A 15254-nucleotide genomic window follows, 5' to 3' on the forward strand; every position below is an offset into this window, starting at 1 on the left:
TTGTCCGGCGCCCCTCAGCTGGTACTACGTTTCGCGTCCACCGGCCTGTTCCCGAAGTAACCCGTACGGAGTAACACCCGCCCCGAGGCCCGGCCCCGCGGCCTCCCGGCCGCCCCCGGGCCGCCCCCCGGCGCCGCCCCCCCCCGCCCCCCGGCCACCGCCCCCCCGCGGGGCGGCCCCCCGGGGCGCGACCCGGGGGCGGCCGGTCCCGTGGGGGGATTCAGCCGGGCGTCAGCTCACCTGGAGGGTGACGTCGTCCACGACGAAGGAGGTCTGGAGGGACTGGTCCTCGACCCCCTGGAACTGGAGGGTGACCGTCTGCCCCGCGAACGGCGAGACGTCGTAGGTCTTGAGCACGTAGCCCGCGGTGGCGTTCACGTTGGACAGGGTCTCCAGGACCTGGCCGCCCACCGAGACGGTGAGGGTGTCGTAGACGACGTTCTCCGTCTCGGCGGTGTCGATGTGCAGGTAGAAGGCGAGCCGGCCGGTCGAGCAGCCCGCCGGCAGGGTCAGGGACTGCGCCGCGCTGTCGGTGCGCGGGGTGCCCCAGCCGTTCATCCACGCCATGTACGCGCCGCTGTGCGGGGACTCGCCCGCCTGGTTGGTGATGACGCCCGAGGTGGAGGTCCAGGGACTCGCGCCGCTCTCGAAGCCGCCGTTGGCGACCACCTGGCGCGGGGTGCAGGTCCCGCCGCCGCCCCCGACGGTCAGGGTGTAGGTGGTGCTGTGGCTGACCGTGCCGCTACCGGTGACCGTCAGGGTGTAGGTGCCCTGCGCGGTGCCCGCGCCGACCTGGACGGACAGGGTCGAGGAGGAGCCGGACTGTACGGAGGCCGGGCTGACCGACGCGCTCACGCCGCTCGGCGCGCCGGAGACGGACAGGTTCACCGTCTGGGCGCCCCCGCTGACGGTGGTGGTGTTCACCGTGGAGGTCACGCTGCCGCCCGGGTTGGCGCTGCCCGCCGCCGGGGAGGTGCTCAGCGAGAAGTCCTGTGCCGGGGTGCCGCCGCCGACGGCCTGCTTCCAGATCGCGTACGCGACACCGTCGGCGTTGCGGTCCAGGACCGTGGCACTGACGTTGTTCGTGGTGTCACAGGAGCTGTGGTAGCAGGAGTCGTAGGCGGCGTTCGCGGTGCCGCCCCACTTGGCGGCCTGGGCCGCGGTCTTGCGGGCACTGGCACCGGCCGCGTAGCCCGAGGTCGGGATCCCGCCCTGCTGGAAGGAGTAGTCGTCACTGCGGCCCTGGCCCTCGACGTTCTCCTCGGGGGCGAGGTTCAGCGAGGTCCAGTACGCCTTGAGCGGCGCGGCGGTGGTGGAGTTGAGGTTGTTGATGAAGTACCCGGCGTTCGGTGAGCCGACCATGTCGAAGTTGTAGTAGCCCTTGATGGCGCTCTTCTGGGTGCTGCTGAGCTGGTTGACGTAGAACGTCGAGCCGTTCAGGCCCTGCTCCTCGTCGGTCCACCAGCCGAAGCGGACGTGCTTGGTCAGGGTCGGGTTCTTCTGCGCGAGGACGAGCGCGTTCTCCAGCAGGGTCGCGGAGCCCGAGCCGTTGTCGTTGATGCCGGGGCCCGCCGAGACGCTGTCCAGGTGGGCGCCGAACATGACGGTCTGGTCGGCGGGGCCGCCCGGCCAGTCGGCGATCAGGTTGTTGGACGGGTAGGTGCAGGAGGTGCAGTTCTGCTCGGTGACGGTGTAACCGGCCGCCTGGAGCTTGCCCTTCACATAGGCCAGGGACTGGGTGTGACCGGCGCTGCCCGCACGGCGGTTGCCGCCGTTCTGGTTGGCGATCGTGTTCAGCTGCGCCAGGTGCGCCTGCACGTTGGCGGGGTCGATGTTCGGCGGGTCGCTGCCGGGCTGGGTGCCGCCGACGTTGAGCGCGAAGTCGACGGTGTGCGAGAGGCCCGGTCCCTGGCCCTTGACGGTGACGGTGGAGGCGCCCGGGGCCGCGCTGGAGGTGGCGGTGAGGGTCAGCACCGAGGACTGGCCGGACTGGACGGTGGCCGGGTTGAAGGAGGCGCTCACCCCGGCGGGCAGTCCGCTCGCGGTGAGGGTGACCTGCTGGGCGGAGCCGGTGGTGGTACTGGTGCCCACCGTGGTGGTCACCGAGCCGCCCTGCTGGACGGTGCCCGAGGCGGGGTTCAGGGCCATCGAGAAGTCGTCGTTCTGACCGCTCGGGGTGCAGGTGGTGTCACCGGACTGCGCGGGCACGCTGATCGCGTCCCAGGCGGCCTTGGTCCGGGTGAAGAGGGTGCATGTGGTGTCCAGCGACTTGGCCGAACTCAGGGTCGCCGTACGGTACTTCTTGTAGGACATGCTGCTGGTCTTGAGCAGCATGCCGCCGTAGAAGATCTTGCCCGCGTTCTGCACGCCGACACCCGTCAGGGTGCTCTGGTTGCAGGTGGAGCTGTTGGGCTTGCCGCCGCCCGGGCTGGTGCCCTCGGCCAGCAGGTAGAACCAGTGGTTCAGCGGCCCCGCGGCCGCGTGCACCTCGGTGCTGGGTATGGAGGAGCTGTAGCAGGCCGGGTCGTTGTTCACGGCGGGCGGGTTGTACATGTTGCGGATCGGCCCGTTGCCCTGGAGATTGATCATCTCGCCGACGGTGTAGTCCGGGACGTCGTACGGGGCGGGCTCGTTGATGTACGCCTCGGTCAGCGCGCCGAAGATGTCACCGGTGCCCTCGCCGAGCCCGGCCTCCTGGCCGCTGGTGCCGCCCGGGGTGTTGGTGTCGATCGCGTGCCCGTACTCGTGGGCCACCACGTCCACACCGGCGATCCACTCGTTGGCGCTGTTGTGCCCGATGGTGACCGAGCTGCCGTCCCAGTACGCGTTCAGGTCGGAGAGGCCCACCTTGCCCGGGAAGCTGCGGCCGTTGCCGCTGACCCCGTTGCGGCCGAGCCACGCGCCCAGCATGTCCCACTGCTTCTGCGCGGCGAACATGAGGTCCGTACAGCCGGTCTCCTTGGACGTGGCGTTGCCCGTTCCCCAAGAGTCCGAGGACTTCGAGAACACACTGCCGGAGCTGTAGTCCGCGCAGCTCAGGCCGGTCCGGTTCGGGTCGCGCAGGGAGTACGAACCACCGGAGGCGGTGGTGTCGATGGTCAGCGGGTTGGGGCCGTTCCACTTGCTGGTGCCGCTGCCCGCCACCACCTCGTCGTAGCGGTCCACGAGCTTGCCGGTGCGCGCGTCCACGAACACGTGGAGCTTGCTCGGCGCGGTCGCGGTCCGGCCGGACAGGACGGTCTCCCAGGCCAGTACCGGCCGGTCGTCCTTGAGCCGGACCACGAGCCTGCTGTCGAGGACCTTGTCGGTCTTCGACAGCTCGGCCCGGGACGTGGCCTCCGCCGACTTCGCCGTGACGGTGGGGGTGGTTGCCACGTCGATGACGGTGGAGGAGGCCGACTGCAGGGCGCGGACCCGGCCCGCGCCGTCGGCGAGGACCACCGCGTCGCCGCCGACCACCGGCAGACCGCGGTAACTGCGCTCGTACGCCACCGAGTACAGGTCCTGGACCCAGGGGGTGACCATCCGCCGGTCGTACTGCTGCTGGGGGGAGTTGACCAGGGTGTCGAGGCCGCTCTTGACGGCCGCGTCGGCGGCCGCGACGGCCCGCGCGGCCGCGTTCGTCTGTGGGGGCAGGTTGGCCGCGGCCGGCTGTTGCGCGGCCGACGCGGTACCTGCCAGTGCGCCGGCGAGGCTCGCGGTCAGCGCCATCGCTGCCACGGTCGCCGTCCATCTGGTGGGCTGCAAGAGTCCACTCCGATCGTGTGGGGGGTCTGGCTGTACGCCGCCGCCGAGTATGGGCGTGGACATGGCGAGATTGGGACATCCCTGCGGGCATAAGACCCGCGTTATGGTGCGGGGGCGTTCACGCTGCGTAAGCTGCCGCAATGCAGCTCGAGTTGAGACATCTGCACACCGTCTGCCTGATAGCGGAATCCGGGAGCCTGGGCGCCGCCGCCCGGCGCCTCGGGATCTCCCAGCCCGCCCTCTCCGCCCAGCTCCGCAGGATCGAACGGGTCACCGGAGGCGACCTCTTCGTCCGCGGCCGGCTCGGGGTCGAGCCCACCTCACTGGGCCAGTTCGTCCTGGCCAAGGCCCGCCGGGTGCTGCACGAGATGGACGCGCTGGGCGCCGAGGCCCGCGCCATCGCCGGGCACATTCCGCTGCGCCTCGGCTGCATCCTGCTCGTCCTGATCGACGGCCTGCTCGCCCGCACCGACCTGGCCCTCTCCGGCCGCGAGCTCACCGTGGACCTGGAGGACTCGGTGACCGCGCTGGTCCGCATGCTCGGCGCGGGACGGTACGACGTCATCGTCTACGGCGAGTGCAACGACCACGAGGTCCCGCTGCCCGCGGGCGTGCTGGCCCGCACCCTGGTCCCCAGGGAGCCCTTCTGCATCCGGATGGCCGCCGGGCACCCGCTCGCCGACCGGGCCGCCCTCGACCTCGCCGACCTCGCGGGCGAACAGTGGATGACCCTGGTCGAGGACGACGACGGCGGACCCGAGGCCCTGGTCGAAGCCTGCGCCAAGGCCGGATTCACCCCGTCCCTGCGCTACCGGATCACCGACCGGATCATGCAGTACGACCTGATCGCGGCGGGCCGCGCCATCTCGCTCAGCCAGCCCACCGCGCCCGCCGTCCCCGGCACCGTGATGCGCCCCCTCACCGGCGAGCCCGTCGTGGGCCGCATCCGGCTCGCCTGGAACCGCTCGGCGGTCTCCGCCCTCCAGGCCGAACTGCTCTACCGTGCCGCGGCGGCCGCCTATCTGGCCAACGTGGACAACAACCCCTTCCACCGGGCCTGGTGGGACGCCCACCCCGAGGTCCACCCCGCGCTCGCCTGACAGGGGGCCCGCGCCCTGCGCCTGACACCGGGCGTCCGCCCTCTGCCCGCACCGGGCGCCCGCGCGCCATTCGGCGCGATCCGCTGTCACGAGAACCAGGTGCCTGGGAAGTGTGACTTTCTCGGATTCCGCCGTCTCCCTACCGTTGAGGGGTAAGCAAGCGGGAGTAAGCGCCGCGCGTCGAAACGGCGCGCCGCCGAGGGAGTTGTCTTGGCCACTCAGGATCCGATCGACCGACTCGACGAGCCGCCGGTCAGCGTATTCCGTGCATCGCGCGCCCAGCAGCGGATGGATTTCCTCCACGAAATGGAGGAGGGCCGGCCGACCTATCACATGCCGGTCTTCGACGCGCTGGAAGGCGCCGTGGACGCCGACGCCCTCCGCTCCTGCGCCCAGCGCCTGCTGGAGGAAGTGGCCCGGGAGATCCACGAGACGATCATCCGGCTGCTCGCGGCGGGCCTGAAGGACGAGGCCATCGCCCGTCGGCTGGGCATGTCGCTCCGCACGGCCCGGCGCCACATCGCCGACATCATGGAGGAGTTGGGCGCGGGCAGCCGGTTCCAGCCGGGCGCCGCGGCGGCGGCCCGCGGGCTGCTGGACCCCGGCCCGGAGGTGACTGTTCCGCCCGCCGGGCGAGTGGGAGGCGGCCGAACGGGCGACGGCCTGTCCGGAGGGACCGCACCTGCGCGAACTCGCGGTGTTCCTCTTCCTCCACCTGGGCCGTGCCCCGGGCATCCTGTGGCTCCAACACGAACACCCGGCTCTGACGGGCTCGTTGGCCGGTTTCCTGGCCGCGTGCCGCGGGCTCGGCCCGTGGGCCGCCCGGCTTGCGGCGCTGGCCGGACTCCCGGCCCGGTCCGCCGCGGCCGACGCCACCACGGAGCAGCGGGCGGGAGAGGCCGAGCACCTGCTGGTCCATCAGCTGGAGGGGGCCGCCACCTGGTCCCTGGCCGGGGCGGGCGAGTGCGGCGCGCGCACCTCCCTGCGCTACCGGCTGCGTACCGGAGAGGTGTTGTACGTTCCGGCGGGCTGGTCCCGGCGGGTCGAGTTCACCGGCCGCGCGTGTTACGTCGTCACGCGCCTCGGCCCCGTACCGGGTGGCCCGGTCGGGGCGTGAGGACGTCCGGCGGGCGCCGCGGAGGGCAGGCTCAGCCGCCCCAGGAGGTGTCGGTGGGGCTGTGCGGTCGCGAGTCGATGGCGGTGTTGGCGCCGGGCGTGACCGCGATCGTGGTGGGGGTCCGGGTCGCGGCCGTCGAGCCGGTCTCGCCGGAGGCGGAGACCGCGGTGGCGTCGTGCGCGGTGGCGGCGGACGGGACGAGGAGTGCGGCGGCCGTGACGGACAGGGCCAGGACGAAACACTTGAGCATGAGCTACCCCGGATCGGTGGTCTGCGCCGACGGGGCCGCCTCGTGAGCGGCCGCCGTCGCTCAGTGGTTGATGCACCCAACTCTGCCCCGATCAAGGTCTGATGATGAGGTCTCACCCCGCTCAGGAAGCTGTCTGGCGCGAAGGTGGACGGGGGCATTCGACTCGATTACGGGCCGAACCGGTACGGCGTACCCGTCAGCGTTCGCGGATCAGACCGGCGACGTGGTCGGTGATCATGTCGAGGATGTCAGCGGCGGTGTCCGTTTGGCCCAGAACGAGGAAGTTCAGCGTGACCCCGTCCGTCATCGCGGCCAGGTAGCGGGCCAGCACGTCGACGGGGACGAGGAGTTCGAAGTCCATGCTGCGGCCGAGCTGCTCCAGCAGTTCGGCGTAGGTCGCGGAGTACAGCTCGTACTGGCGCCGGGCGAGGTGCTCGAACCCCGGCTCGCGCAGCGCGTACTGGGTGAGTTCGTAGGTCAGCATGTGTTCGCCGGGACGGGCCGCCACATGGTCCCAGTACGCCTGGAAACCCGCCCGGACGGTCTCGTGGACGGTGGCCCGCGGCTGGATGCCCTCCTTCACCACCGTGACGTAGTGACCGGTGATCGTGGTGAGGACGGACTCCAGCAGGAGCTGCTTGGAATCGAAGCAGTAGTGGAAGACGCTCAGTGACACCCCCGCCTCGGCGGCGATGGACCGGGTGGTCGTCCGCGCGACCCCGTCGCGGGTCATCGCGCGGATCGCCGCCTCGGTCAGCTGCCGACGGCGCTCGGCCAGCGGCATCCGTGCCATGCGGGTCTCCTTCACTGGGGGTGCGCCGTGCTGCCCGGGGGGAGGGGGAGGCGCCCCCTCCCCCCGGACACGCGCGTCAGCTGCTGTATACGCCGACTTCGTGCAGGGAGTAACCCCATTGGGTGCCGCGTCCCAGCCCGTGGACGCGGACGTAGCGCGCGGAGACCCCGCTGAACCGGGCCGTGTCCAGGCCGCCGTCACCGGTGGCCGTGGACCAGGCGGTCTGCCAGTTCGCTCCGTCCGTGGAGACCTCGATGCGGTAGGCCTTCCCGTAGGCCCGCTCCCAGTCCAGGGTCACCCTGGACACCAGGCTCGCGGAGCCGAGGTCGACCTGGAGCCACTGGTCGTCGCTCCAGTCGCTGGCCCAGCGGGTGCCGGTGTTGCCGTCCACGGCCTGCCCGGGAGCGTAGCTCGTGAAGGGGTTCCATTCGGCCGAGCTGGCCGAGGCGGCGGCCCCGGAGGCGAGGTTCACCCCGGCCCGGTGCTGCTCGGACGCTCCCCACGTACGGAGGTAGGACTCGGCGCCCTGGAAGAGGTCGTCCACCACACCCTGGCCGCCGACGTGCCGGATGTCCTCGATCCAGTCGGGCACCATGCCGTAGTGCGCGCCGCCGTCGGTGTTGAAGTCCCAGGTGCGCTGGCCGCTGGTCAGCTTGTCGATGACCGAACCGCCGTCGGTGCTGCGGTAGGGGTACGTCACCGGGTCCGGGGCCCCGGCGCCGCGCGGGGCGGGCCAGCCGCCGACCCCGTTCATGTCGGTGCCGTAGCCGAGACCCACGTGGTACTTCTCGCGCAGCGCGTCCTTGCTTTTGGCCTCGGCGCTGAACCCTTCGGACCCGCTCATGTACTGGGCGGCGAAACCGCCGAGCTTGTAGAGGCGCTCGGTCCAGGCGCTGTCCATCCAGCTGTGCGAGGAGAGGACGCCGGGGTACGAGGCGGACTCCAGGATGTCGAAGGAGCGGCCCGCCGCCTTGACGCTCATGTGGTCGACCTCGAGCATCATCTTGCGTTTCATCATGCCGCGCACGGCGTACTCACCGAGGTCCGTCAGCCCCCGGCTGTTGCACTGGGCGTCGGCGGCGTACGAGGGCACCGCGACGCCCGGCGGGAGCTCCTTCTGCGCGTTGGCCGCGGGCGCCAGCCCGATGGGGTTGTCGTGCTGCGGACCGGTGCACTTCTCCGTCTGCCAGAAGGTCCCGGTCGACAGGAACTGCCCCACGTTGATGGCCGTGCCCAGGGCGCCCTCGTCGAACCGGACCCCGCACAGGGCGTTGTCGAACTTGTGGCACAGGAACATGCTGCGCACGCCCAGCGCGTGCAGCTCGTCGAGGCCCTTGTCGATGTCCGCCTTGCTGCACTGCGAGATGTCCAGCACCTGCTTGCAGCCGAAGGGCTCGGAGGTCTCGACCCCCAGCACCACGGCCAGCTTGCCCTGCTGGACCACGTCGCGGGCCTGCGCGGAGTCGGTGACGATGCGGAACCAGCCCTTGCCCGGGCCGCCGTACATCTTGTCGATGTAGGCCTGCATGTCGTACGTCTTCTGCGCCTCCAGCCGGATGGCGGTCATCTCGTCGCAGCTGCGGTCCTTGAAGAAGTAGACCGAGCAGATCACGCCGTTGGTGACGAGGTCGTTGACGAGCACCCGCTGGCCGCCGCGCCAGGCCCGCTCCACCCAGGCGTAGTAGTTCTGCTGATGGGTCAGCGAGTCGTGGGCGGGCCAGTCCTTGAAGGTGGGCCAGCCGACCGGGTCGTGCTTGCCGTCACCGCCCTTGGTGATGAAGTCGAAGATCGCGAGCGAACCGTCGGGGTAGTGCTCCGGACAGTCCTTGAGCGCGTCGGCGACCCCGAGGTCGGAGAACGCCTTGCCGCAGATCAGACGGCCACCGAAGCCCTCGTTGGCCATGATGTGGTCGTGGGCGTCGACGAAGCCCCGTACGTTCCCCTGCGCGTCCGTGCCCTTGAAGGGCTCGCCGGTGACGTTGATCCCGGAGTCGGGTACGGGCCGGGCGGTCGGGTTCCACCAGCCGGGGTCGGCGGCGGCGGCGCTGGACGCCGGGCTGAGCGCCGTGGCCAGCAGGGCGAAGAGCAACGACAGAACCATGACCGGCTTTCGCCGGATGTGCGGATGTCGGGTCAAGGTCATCACTCACGTCCTCGGTCGGCGGATGGCGCGGTGGGCAGGAGTTGTCATGTCCCGCGTAAACAACGCGTCGAGAATCCCGACTGCCGCGAGCAGAGTCAATAGTCCGGGTCACTTGACCTGATGCACCGTCGGATCCGGAGCCTTCACCGGTACGGGGGACCGGTGGCACAACCCAAGGGGCCGCGGGCCGTGTCGGCCCGCTGCTTTTCACGCACCGTCAGACCGTGTCAGGAGGCGGTCAGTTCACCCCGCACCTCGCGGGCGGCTGCGACGAGGGTCTCCAGTGAGCCGCGGGTCTCCTCCCAGCCCCGGGTCTTCAGGCCGCGGTCGGGGTCGACCCACAGCCGTCGCGGCGGCACTAGGCCTCGGACGCGCCGGACGGTGACAGGTGTTCAGATTCCGGACCGTGACATGAGATACGCCGGTTCCGCCGGACGGCGGGCAGGGAGAGCGCGGCCGGTTCGAGGACGGCGAGGGCGAGGAAGGCCCAGCAGTACAGGACGGCGAGTTCACCGTCGTTCTCCATCGGGAACAGGCCGTTGGGCTGGTGCTCGGTGAAGTAGGCGAAGGCCATGGCCCCCGAGCACAGGAGCGCGGCGGGCCGGACGAGGAGGCCGACGGCGACCAGGGCGCCACCGCCGAGTTCGACGAGTCCGGCCCACCAGTAGGGCCACAGGCCCACCGGAACGGGGTCGCCGCCGAGGAAGCCGAACAGCTTGGCGGCGCCGTGGCAGGCGAGGAGGAACCCGGTCACGATGCGGAACAGGCCCAGCAGGTGCGCGTCGGTGGGGCGTGGCAGGCGGGACATGAGCACTCCGTTCAGCGGACGGTGAGGGTGCCGGACGTGAACCTCCCGCTGCGACCGGCCTCGACGGTGACCACGTGACCACGATGACCACGGTGGTCACGTGACTGCGCGACCACGTGACCACGGCGAAGTTACCGCTTGGCCGCGGGCGGTCCGGGACGGTCGTCGCGACGGCGATGTCGTGTCGCGGTGCGGTGCGGTGCGGCGCGGGACGGCGCGCGCCCTCGCCGCCCTGCCGACGCCCCTCCGCCGGAGCCTCACGGGGGCGGGGCGGGGCGCGTGAGCGGGCCGGTGCGCGGTGGCAACGCGGCAGTACACGGGACGTAAAGCGGTGGCGGCAGAGTCCGGCGCATGACAGCCCCCGCCGCCCCGGCCCCCGCGTCCGCCCCCGCCGCCCCCGTGCCCGGGGCGGGACCCGGTGGCCCGTGCCGCGGCGGCGCGCCCTGGCAGCGCGCCCGGGAACTGGCCCACGCCGCCGCCGAGCCCGTGCCCTCCACCGCCGTGCCGCTGGCGGCCTCGGTCGGCCTCGTGCTCGCGGGCGCCGTCCGCACCCGGCTGCCGCTCCCGGCCCGCGACACGGCCGCGATGGACGGGTACGCCGTCGCGGGCCCGGGCCCGTGGCGGGTGCGCGGAGCCGTCCGGGCGGGGGAGGTCTGGCCGGGTGGGCCGCTGGTCGCGGGGGAGGCCGTGGAGATCTCCACCGGAGCCGGGGTCCCGCCCGGCGCGTATGCCGTGCTCCCGGTCGAGGAGGCCGCCCGCTGCGGGCCCGTGCTGCGGGGCCCGGCCCCCGCCGCGGGCAGGCACGTCCGCCGGACGGGGGAGGACGCCCCGGCCGGCACGGCCCTGGCCCCGGCCGGGTCCCGCGTGGGCCCGGCGCTGCTGGGGCTGGCCGCCGCGTGCGGGTACGACGTACTCCCGGTGCGCCGTCGGCCCCGCGTGCGCATCCTGGTCACCGGGGACGAGCTGGCGCTCTCCGGCCTGGCGGGGCCCGGGCGGGTACGGGATGCCCTCGGGCCGCTGCTCCCGCCGCTGGTGCGGGCGGCGGGGGGCGAGGCGGCGGACGTACGGCACGTCCCGGACCGGCCCGCGGACGCGCTCGCCGACCAGGTGCACGGGGCGCCCGCAGGCGCCGACGTCATCGTGGTGACGGGCTCCACGTCGGTGGGCGCCACCGACCGGCTGCGCCGGCTGCTCCACGACGACGGCGCCCGGTGGGTGGTGGACACGGTGGCCTGCCGCCCGGGCCATCCGCAACTGCTGGCCCGTACGGTCTCCGGCCGCTGGGTGGTCGGCCTGCCGGGCAATCCGTACGCGGCCCTCGTCGCGGCGCACACCCTGCTGACCCCATTGCTGGCGGGCCTGTCGGGCCGGGCGCTGCCCGTCCTGCCCGCAGCACCGCTGACCGGCCCGGTGCACCCCGCTCCGGGCCGCACCCGACTGGTCCCGGTGGTGTGGGAGGGGGCCACCGCGCGGGCGCTCGGCGGCCACGGCGCCGCCTTCCTCCACGGCGCGGCCCTGGCCGACGCCCTGGCGGCCGTACCGGCGGACTGGACCCGCGGCCGCGCGGTACCGCTGGTCCCGCTCTCCTGAGACGCCTTCCAGGGGGCGTCGAGGTCGTGGTGGCCGCCTTCCCGCACCCGCGGCCGGTGGGCGGATCGCGGTTCCGGCCGTCCTCCCGCCAGTCCCGGCCAGCGCGGCAGCCGGCCGCGGGGCTGGACTTAGGCTGCGCCCGACCATGACACTGGACTCCAAGGGGGGATCCGAATGGCACGGAGCACCACGCGGCGCGCGCTCGGGCGCATCGTCGCGACAGCGGGACTGCTGGTGGGCCTCGCGGCCGGGGGCGTCGCCGCGGGCAACCCCGTCCACGCCGCCGCGCACGCCACCGCCCGGACCACCGCGCCCGCCACCGCCCAGGCCGCCGCGCGGGAGGACATGCCCGAGTTGCCGGACATCCAACAGCCGGTCTCCCAGGGAACGTTCACCTTCGCCGGAGACTCGGACGACCGGATCACCCAGGGCCGCACGAAGTCCTTCGGGACCCCCGAGCAGGAGTTCCTGATCTACCGGAGCGTCGGCAGCAATATGGCGGAGATCCGGGTCCGGGACGGCGACACCTGGTGGTACCTGGCCTTCGGCGCCCCCCAGGGCCGGCAGCTGACGCCGGGCGTCTACCCCGGGGCCACCCAGTTCCCCTTCCACGGGAACAGCCCCGGCGTCGACTTCTCGGGTGACGGCCGCTACTGCGCCGCGGTGACGGGCAGCTTCACCATCCACCACATCGAGTGGAACCCGCACGGCTGGCTCGACTCCCTCGACGCCGACTTCGAGCAGCGCTGCGCGGGCGCGGCGGCGGCCTCCCACGGCACGGTCCGTGTCGAGGCCCCGCCCGCCCCGCCCGTCCTGGCGCTGACCATGTCGGCGGCCCGGATCGGCACCGTCACCGCCGGGGGAGAGGCGACGCTCCACGGCACCGTGCGCTGCAACAAGACGGCGAGCGTCAACGTGTTCGCCTACGTCGTCCAGCAGCAGGGCGCCGCGCGGGTCACCGGCTGGGTCCGTGAGGTGGTCGACTGCGCGGCCGGTACCTCGGTTCCCTGGCAGGGGACGGTGGGCGCCGACGACTTCGGCCGCTTCCGGGACGGCTGGGCCGACACCACCGCGGGCGCGCAAGCCATGGACTGGGACTACCTGATCTTCACCCACGCCCCGGGCAAGAACCCGCGGGTCTGCCTCGGCCACTGCGGCAGCTGACCCGTACCGCCCTGACGAGCGCGGCGCGATGGAGTCGACGTCCGTGTGGGCGCCCGTACCCGTACCCGCGCCTGTGCCGGTATCCGTACCCGATACCCGTACCCGTGCCGGTGCCGGTGCCCACGGGGTCCGGCACGTGCTCCCTGGCGGCCCCGGTCCGTACCCGCGAGATCATGGCCGCCGCCGGATCCGAGCAGGTCGACGCGGTGCGCGGGGAGGCGTACGGGAAGGGGGGCGAGGACGGGCGGGACGCTGCCGGGTTCCTGCTGGGCTCCGGCCCCGGCCACCACCTGATGGGCCGGGTCGACCAGGGATCCCGGGAACGCGCCCGCCGGAAGCCCGCCGGAAGCCCGCCGGGATCCTGCGCGCCCCCGAAGGAGACGGCGCGGTCCGGCTCCGCGGCTCGGCGTGGGTGGTCACCGTGATCCGCCCCGCTGACGGACCCAGGGGCTGTCCGGTTCCGTCCGTTGATCCCGGCGGGCGGAACCGGGTGTCGGTGGGTGACGTTACGCTTCGTGAATGGCCCTTCCCGACGCTTCCCCCGAGATCTCCGACGCTCTGCAGGTGCTGCACCGAGTATTCGGCTACAGCTCCTTCCGCGGCGAGCAGCAGGAGATCATCGAGCAGGTCGTCGGCGGCGGTGACGCCCTGGTGCTGATGCCGACCGGCGGCGGCAAGTCGCTCTGCTACCAGATCCCGGCGCTCGTCCGGGAAGGTACGGGCGTCGTGATCTCCCCGCTCATCGCGCTGATGCAGGACCAGGTGAACGCGCTGACCGCCCTCGGCGTGCGGGCCGGGTTCCTCAACTCCACGCAGGAGCCGTATGAACGGCAGGCCGTCGAGCGGGCCTTCCTCGCCGACGAGCTGGACCTCCTCTACCTCGCTCCCGAACGGCTGCGCACCGAGAACACGCAGCGGCTGCTCGACCGGGGCAAGGTGTCGCTCTTCGCGATCGACGAGGCGCACTGCGTCGCCCAGTGGGGCCACGACTTCCGGCCGGACTACCTCGCGCTGTCCCTGCTGCACGAGCGCTGGCCGAAGGTGCCGCGGATCGCGCTGACCGCGACGGCCACCGCGGCGACCCATGCCGAGATCGTGGCGCGGCTCGGCCTGGAGGAGGCCCGGCACTTCGTCGCCAGTTTCGACCGGCCGAACATCCAGTACCGCATCGCACCGAAGAACAACCCGCTCAAGCAACTGCTGGAGCTGATCCGCACCGAGCACGACGGGGACGCGGGCGTCGTGTACTGCCTCTCGCGGGCCTCGGTGGAGAAGACCGCGGCCTTCCTGGTCGAGCAGGGCATCGACGCCGTGGCCTACCACGCCGGAATGGACTCCCGTACGCGTGCGGAGAACCAGGCGCGCTTCCTCCGGGAGGACGGGGTCGTGGTCGTCGCCACGATCGCCTTCGGCATGGGCATCGACAAGCCCGACGTGCGTTTCGTGGCCCACCTCGACCTGCCGAAGTCGGTCGAGGGGTACTACCAGGAGACGGGCCGTGCGGGCCGCGACGGCGAGCCCGCCACGGCGTGGCTGGCGTACGGACTGCAGGACGTGGTCCAGCAGCGCAAGCTCATCGAGGGCTCCGAGGGCGACGAGGCGCGCCGCCGGTCGCTGGGCATGCACCTGGACGCCATGCTCGCGCTGTGCGAGACGGTCGACTGCCGCCGGACCCAACTCCTGGCGTACTTCGGCCAGTCGGGCGAGCCCTGTGGCAACTGCGATACGTGTCTGACCCCGGCCGAGTCCTGGGACGGGACGGTCCCGGCGCAGAAACTGCTGTCCACGGTCTGGCGCCTGGCGCGGGAACGCCGCCAGAAGTTCGGTGCGGGCCAGATCATCGACATCCTTCAGGGCAAGAAGACGGCGAAGGTCATCCAGTTCGACCACGACGGGCTCTCGGTGTTCGGCATCGGCGCCGACCTGAGCACCGCGGAGTGGCGGAGCGTCGTGCGTCAGCTGCTGGCGCTGCGACTGCTCGCGGTGGAGGGCGACTTCGGGACGCTGGTGCTGACGGACGACAGCGGCGAGGTGCTGGGCGGGCGCCGCAGCGTCTCGATGCGCAAGGAGAAGGCGGTCGCCGCCCCGGCCCGGAAGGAGTCCGGATCGCGCTCCGGGAAGGGCGCCCGGGTCCCGGTCGACCTGCCCGCCGCGGCCGAACCGGTCTTCCTGGCCCTGCGCGCCTGGCGGGCCGCGACGGCACGGGAGGCGGGCGTACCGGCGTACGTCGTCTTCCATGACGCGACGCTGCGGGAGATCGCGACCCGGCTTCCCACCACGGTGGCGGAGTTGGGGACCATCGGCGGGGTCGGCGAGGCCAAGCTCACGAAGTACGCCGAGGGAGTCCTCGACACCCTGGCGGAATGCGCGGCCGCCCCTGGTGCCCCCGCGGCCGCCGTGCCTTCGGCCCCCGCGGCGCCCGCGCCGCAGGGGCGGCCCGAGGCGGGGGACGCCGACGAACCGCCCTTCGACCTGGACGAGATGGAGCCGCCGTGGGACGACTGGGAGTAGCCGCCCCGCGGCGTCGCCGCGTCACGGCGTC

Annotated in this window: 11 protein-coding genes and 2 pseudogenes; 7 read left to right on the plus strand and 6 right to left on the minus strand. The window is 72.4% G+C overall.

The genetic code is table 11. The annotated features are described in order from the left end of the window. Positions 1–231: 231 nt before the first annotated feature. On the minus strand, positions 232–3711 hold the full coding sequence (locus tag QMF80_RS09600) for a M28 family peptidase (RefSeq protein WP_283451592.1): 3480 nt from the start codon (positions 3709–3711) through the stop codon (positions 232–234). Between the two features lie 176 nt (positions 3712–3887). Between QMF80_RS09600 and QMF80_RS09605 the strand changes: the two genes are divergently transcribed. The 3 genes and pseudogenes from QMF80_RS09605 (at position 3888) to QMF80_RS09615 (ending at position 5964) form a co-directional block, all read left to right on the plus strand. Further along, entirely contained in the window at positions 3888–4847 is a 960-nt protein-coding gene (locus QMF80_RS09605) for a LysR family transcriptional regulator (RefSeq protein ID WP_283451594.1), read from the plus strand. A gap of 333 nt (positions 4848–5180) precedes the next feature. Then, positions 5181–5399: pseudogene (locus tag QMF80_RS09610) on the plus strand (helix-turn-helix domain-containing protein); the annotation flags it as partial. A gap of 145 nt (positions 5400–5544) precedes the next feature. Then, positions 5545–5964, plus strand: coding sequence for a hypothetical protein (locus tag QMF80_RS09615; RefSeq protein WP_283451883.1), 420 nt, complete (start codon positions 5545–5547; stop codon positions 5962–5964). A 31-nt stretch (positions 5965–5995) separates the two neighbouring features. Here QMF80_RS09615 and QMF80_RS09620 read toward each other — a convergent pair whose 3' ends face one another. From QMF80_RS09620 to QMF80_RS38275, 5 genes and pseudogenes are all read right to left on the minus strand, one after another. Then, on the minus strand, positions 5996–6214 hold the full coding sequence (locus tag QMF80_RS09620; RefSeq protein WP_283451885.1) for a hypothetical protein: 219 nt from the start codon (positions 6212–6214) through the stop codon (positions 5996–5998). A gap of 196 nt (positions 6215–6410) precedes the next feature. Further along, complete coding sequence (locus tag QMF80_RS09625; protein WP_283451596.1) at positions 6411–7007, minus strand: TetR/AcrR family transcriptional regulator; 597 nt, start codon at positions 7005–7007, stop codon at positions 6411–6413. 76 nt (positions 7008–7083) lie between these two features. Next, positions 7084–9150: a galactose-binding domain-containing protein gene (locus tag QMF80_RS09630; RefSeq protein ID WP_283451599.1), complete on the minus strand. Its 2067-nt coding sequence runs from the start codon at positions 9148–9150 to the stop codon at positions 7084–7086. 227 nt (positions 9151–9377) lie between these two features. Continuing rightward, positions 9378–9509: pseudogene (locus QMF80_RS38270) on the minus strand (hypothetical protein); the annotation flags it as partial. Beyond that, positions 9509–9958, minus strand: coding sequence for a DoxX family protein (locus QMF80_RS38275; RefSeq protein WP_283451601.1), 450 nt, complete (start codon positions 9956–9958; stop codon positions 9509–9511). The pseudogene QMF80_RS38270 and the gene QMF80_RS38275, both read right to left, overlap by 1 nt. A 351-nt stretch (positions 9959–10309) precedes the next feature. Here QMF80_RS38275 and QMF80_RS09645 point away from each other — a divergent pair, with 351 nt between their 5' ends. From QMF80_RS09645 to recQ, 4 genes are all read left to right on the plus strand, one after another. Next, positions 10310–11548, plus strand: a complete 1239-nt coding sequence (locus tag QMF80_RS09645) for a molybdopterin molybdotransferase MoeA (protein WP_283451603.1) — start codon at positions 10310–10312, stop codon at positions 11546–11548. Between the two features lie 174 nt (positions 11549–11722). Then, on the plus strand, positions 11723–12712 hold the full coding sequence (locus QMF80_RS09650) for a hypothetical protein (protein WP_283451604.1): 990 nt from the start codon (positions 11723–11725) through the stop codon (positions 12710–12712). Between the two features lie 104 nt (positions 12713–12816). Then, the gene (locus QMF80_RS09655) at positions 12817–13137 is read left to right on the plus strand and encodes a hypothetical protein (protein ID WP_283451606.1); all 321 of its coding nucleotides are present in this window, start codon (positions 12817–12819) and stop codon (positions 13135–13137) included. A 94-nt stretch (positions 13138–13231) separates the two neighbouring features. Then, the gene (gene recQ / locus QMF80_RS09660; protein WP_283451608.1) at positions 13232–15223 is read left to right on the plus strand and encodes a DNA helicase RecQ; all 1992 of its coding nucleotides are present in this window, start codon (positions 13232–13234) and stop codon (positions 15221–15223) included. The last annotated feature ends 31 nt before the right edge of the window (positions 15224–15254 follow it).

The sequence above is a fragment of the Streptomyces sp. G-G2 genome (genome assembly GCF_030063135.1).
Lineage (GTDB): Bacteria > Actinomycetota > Actinomycetes > Streptomycetales > Streptomycetaceae > Streptomyces.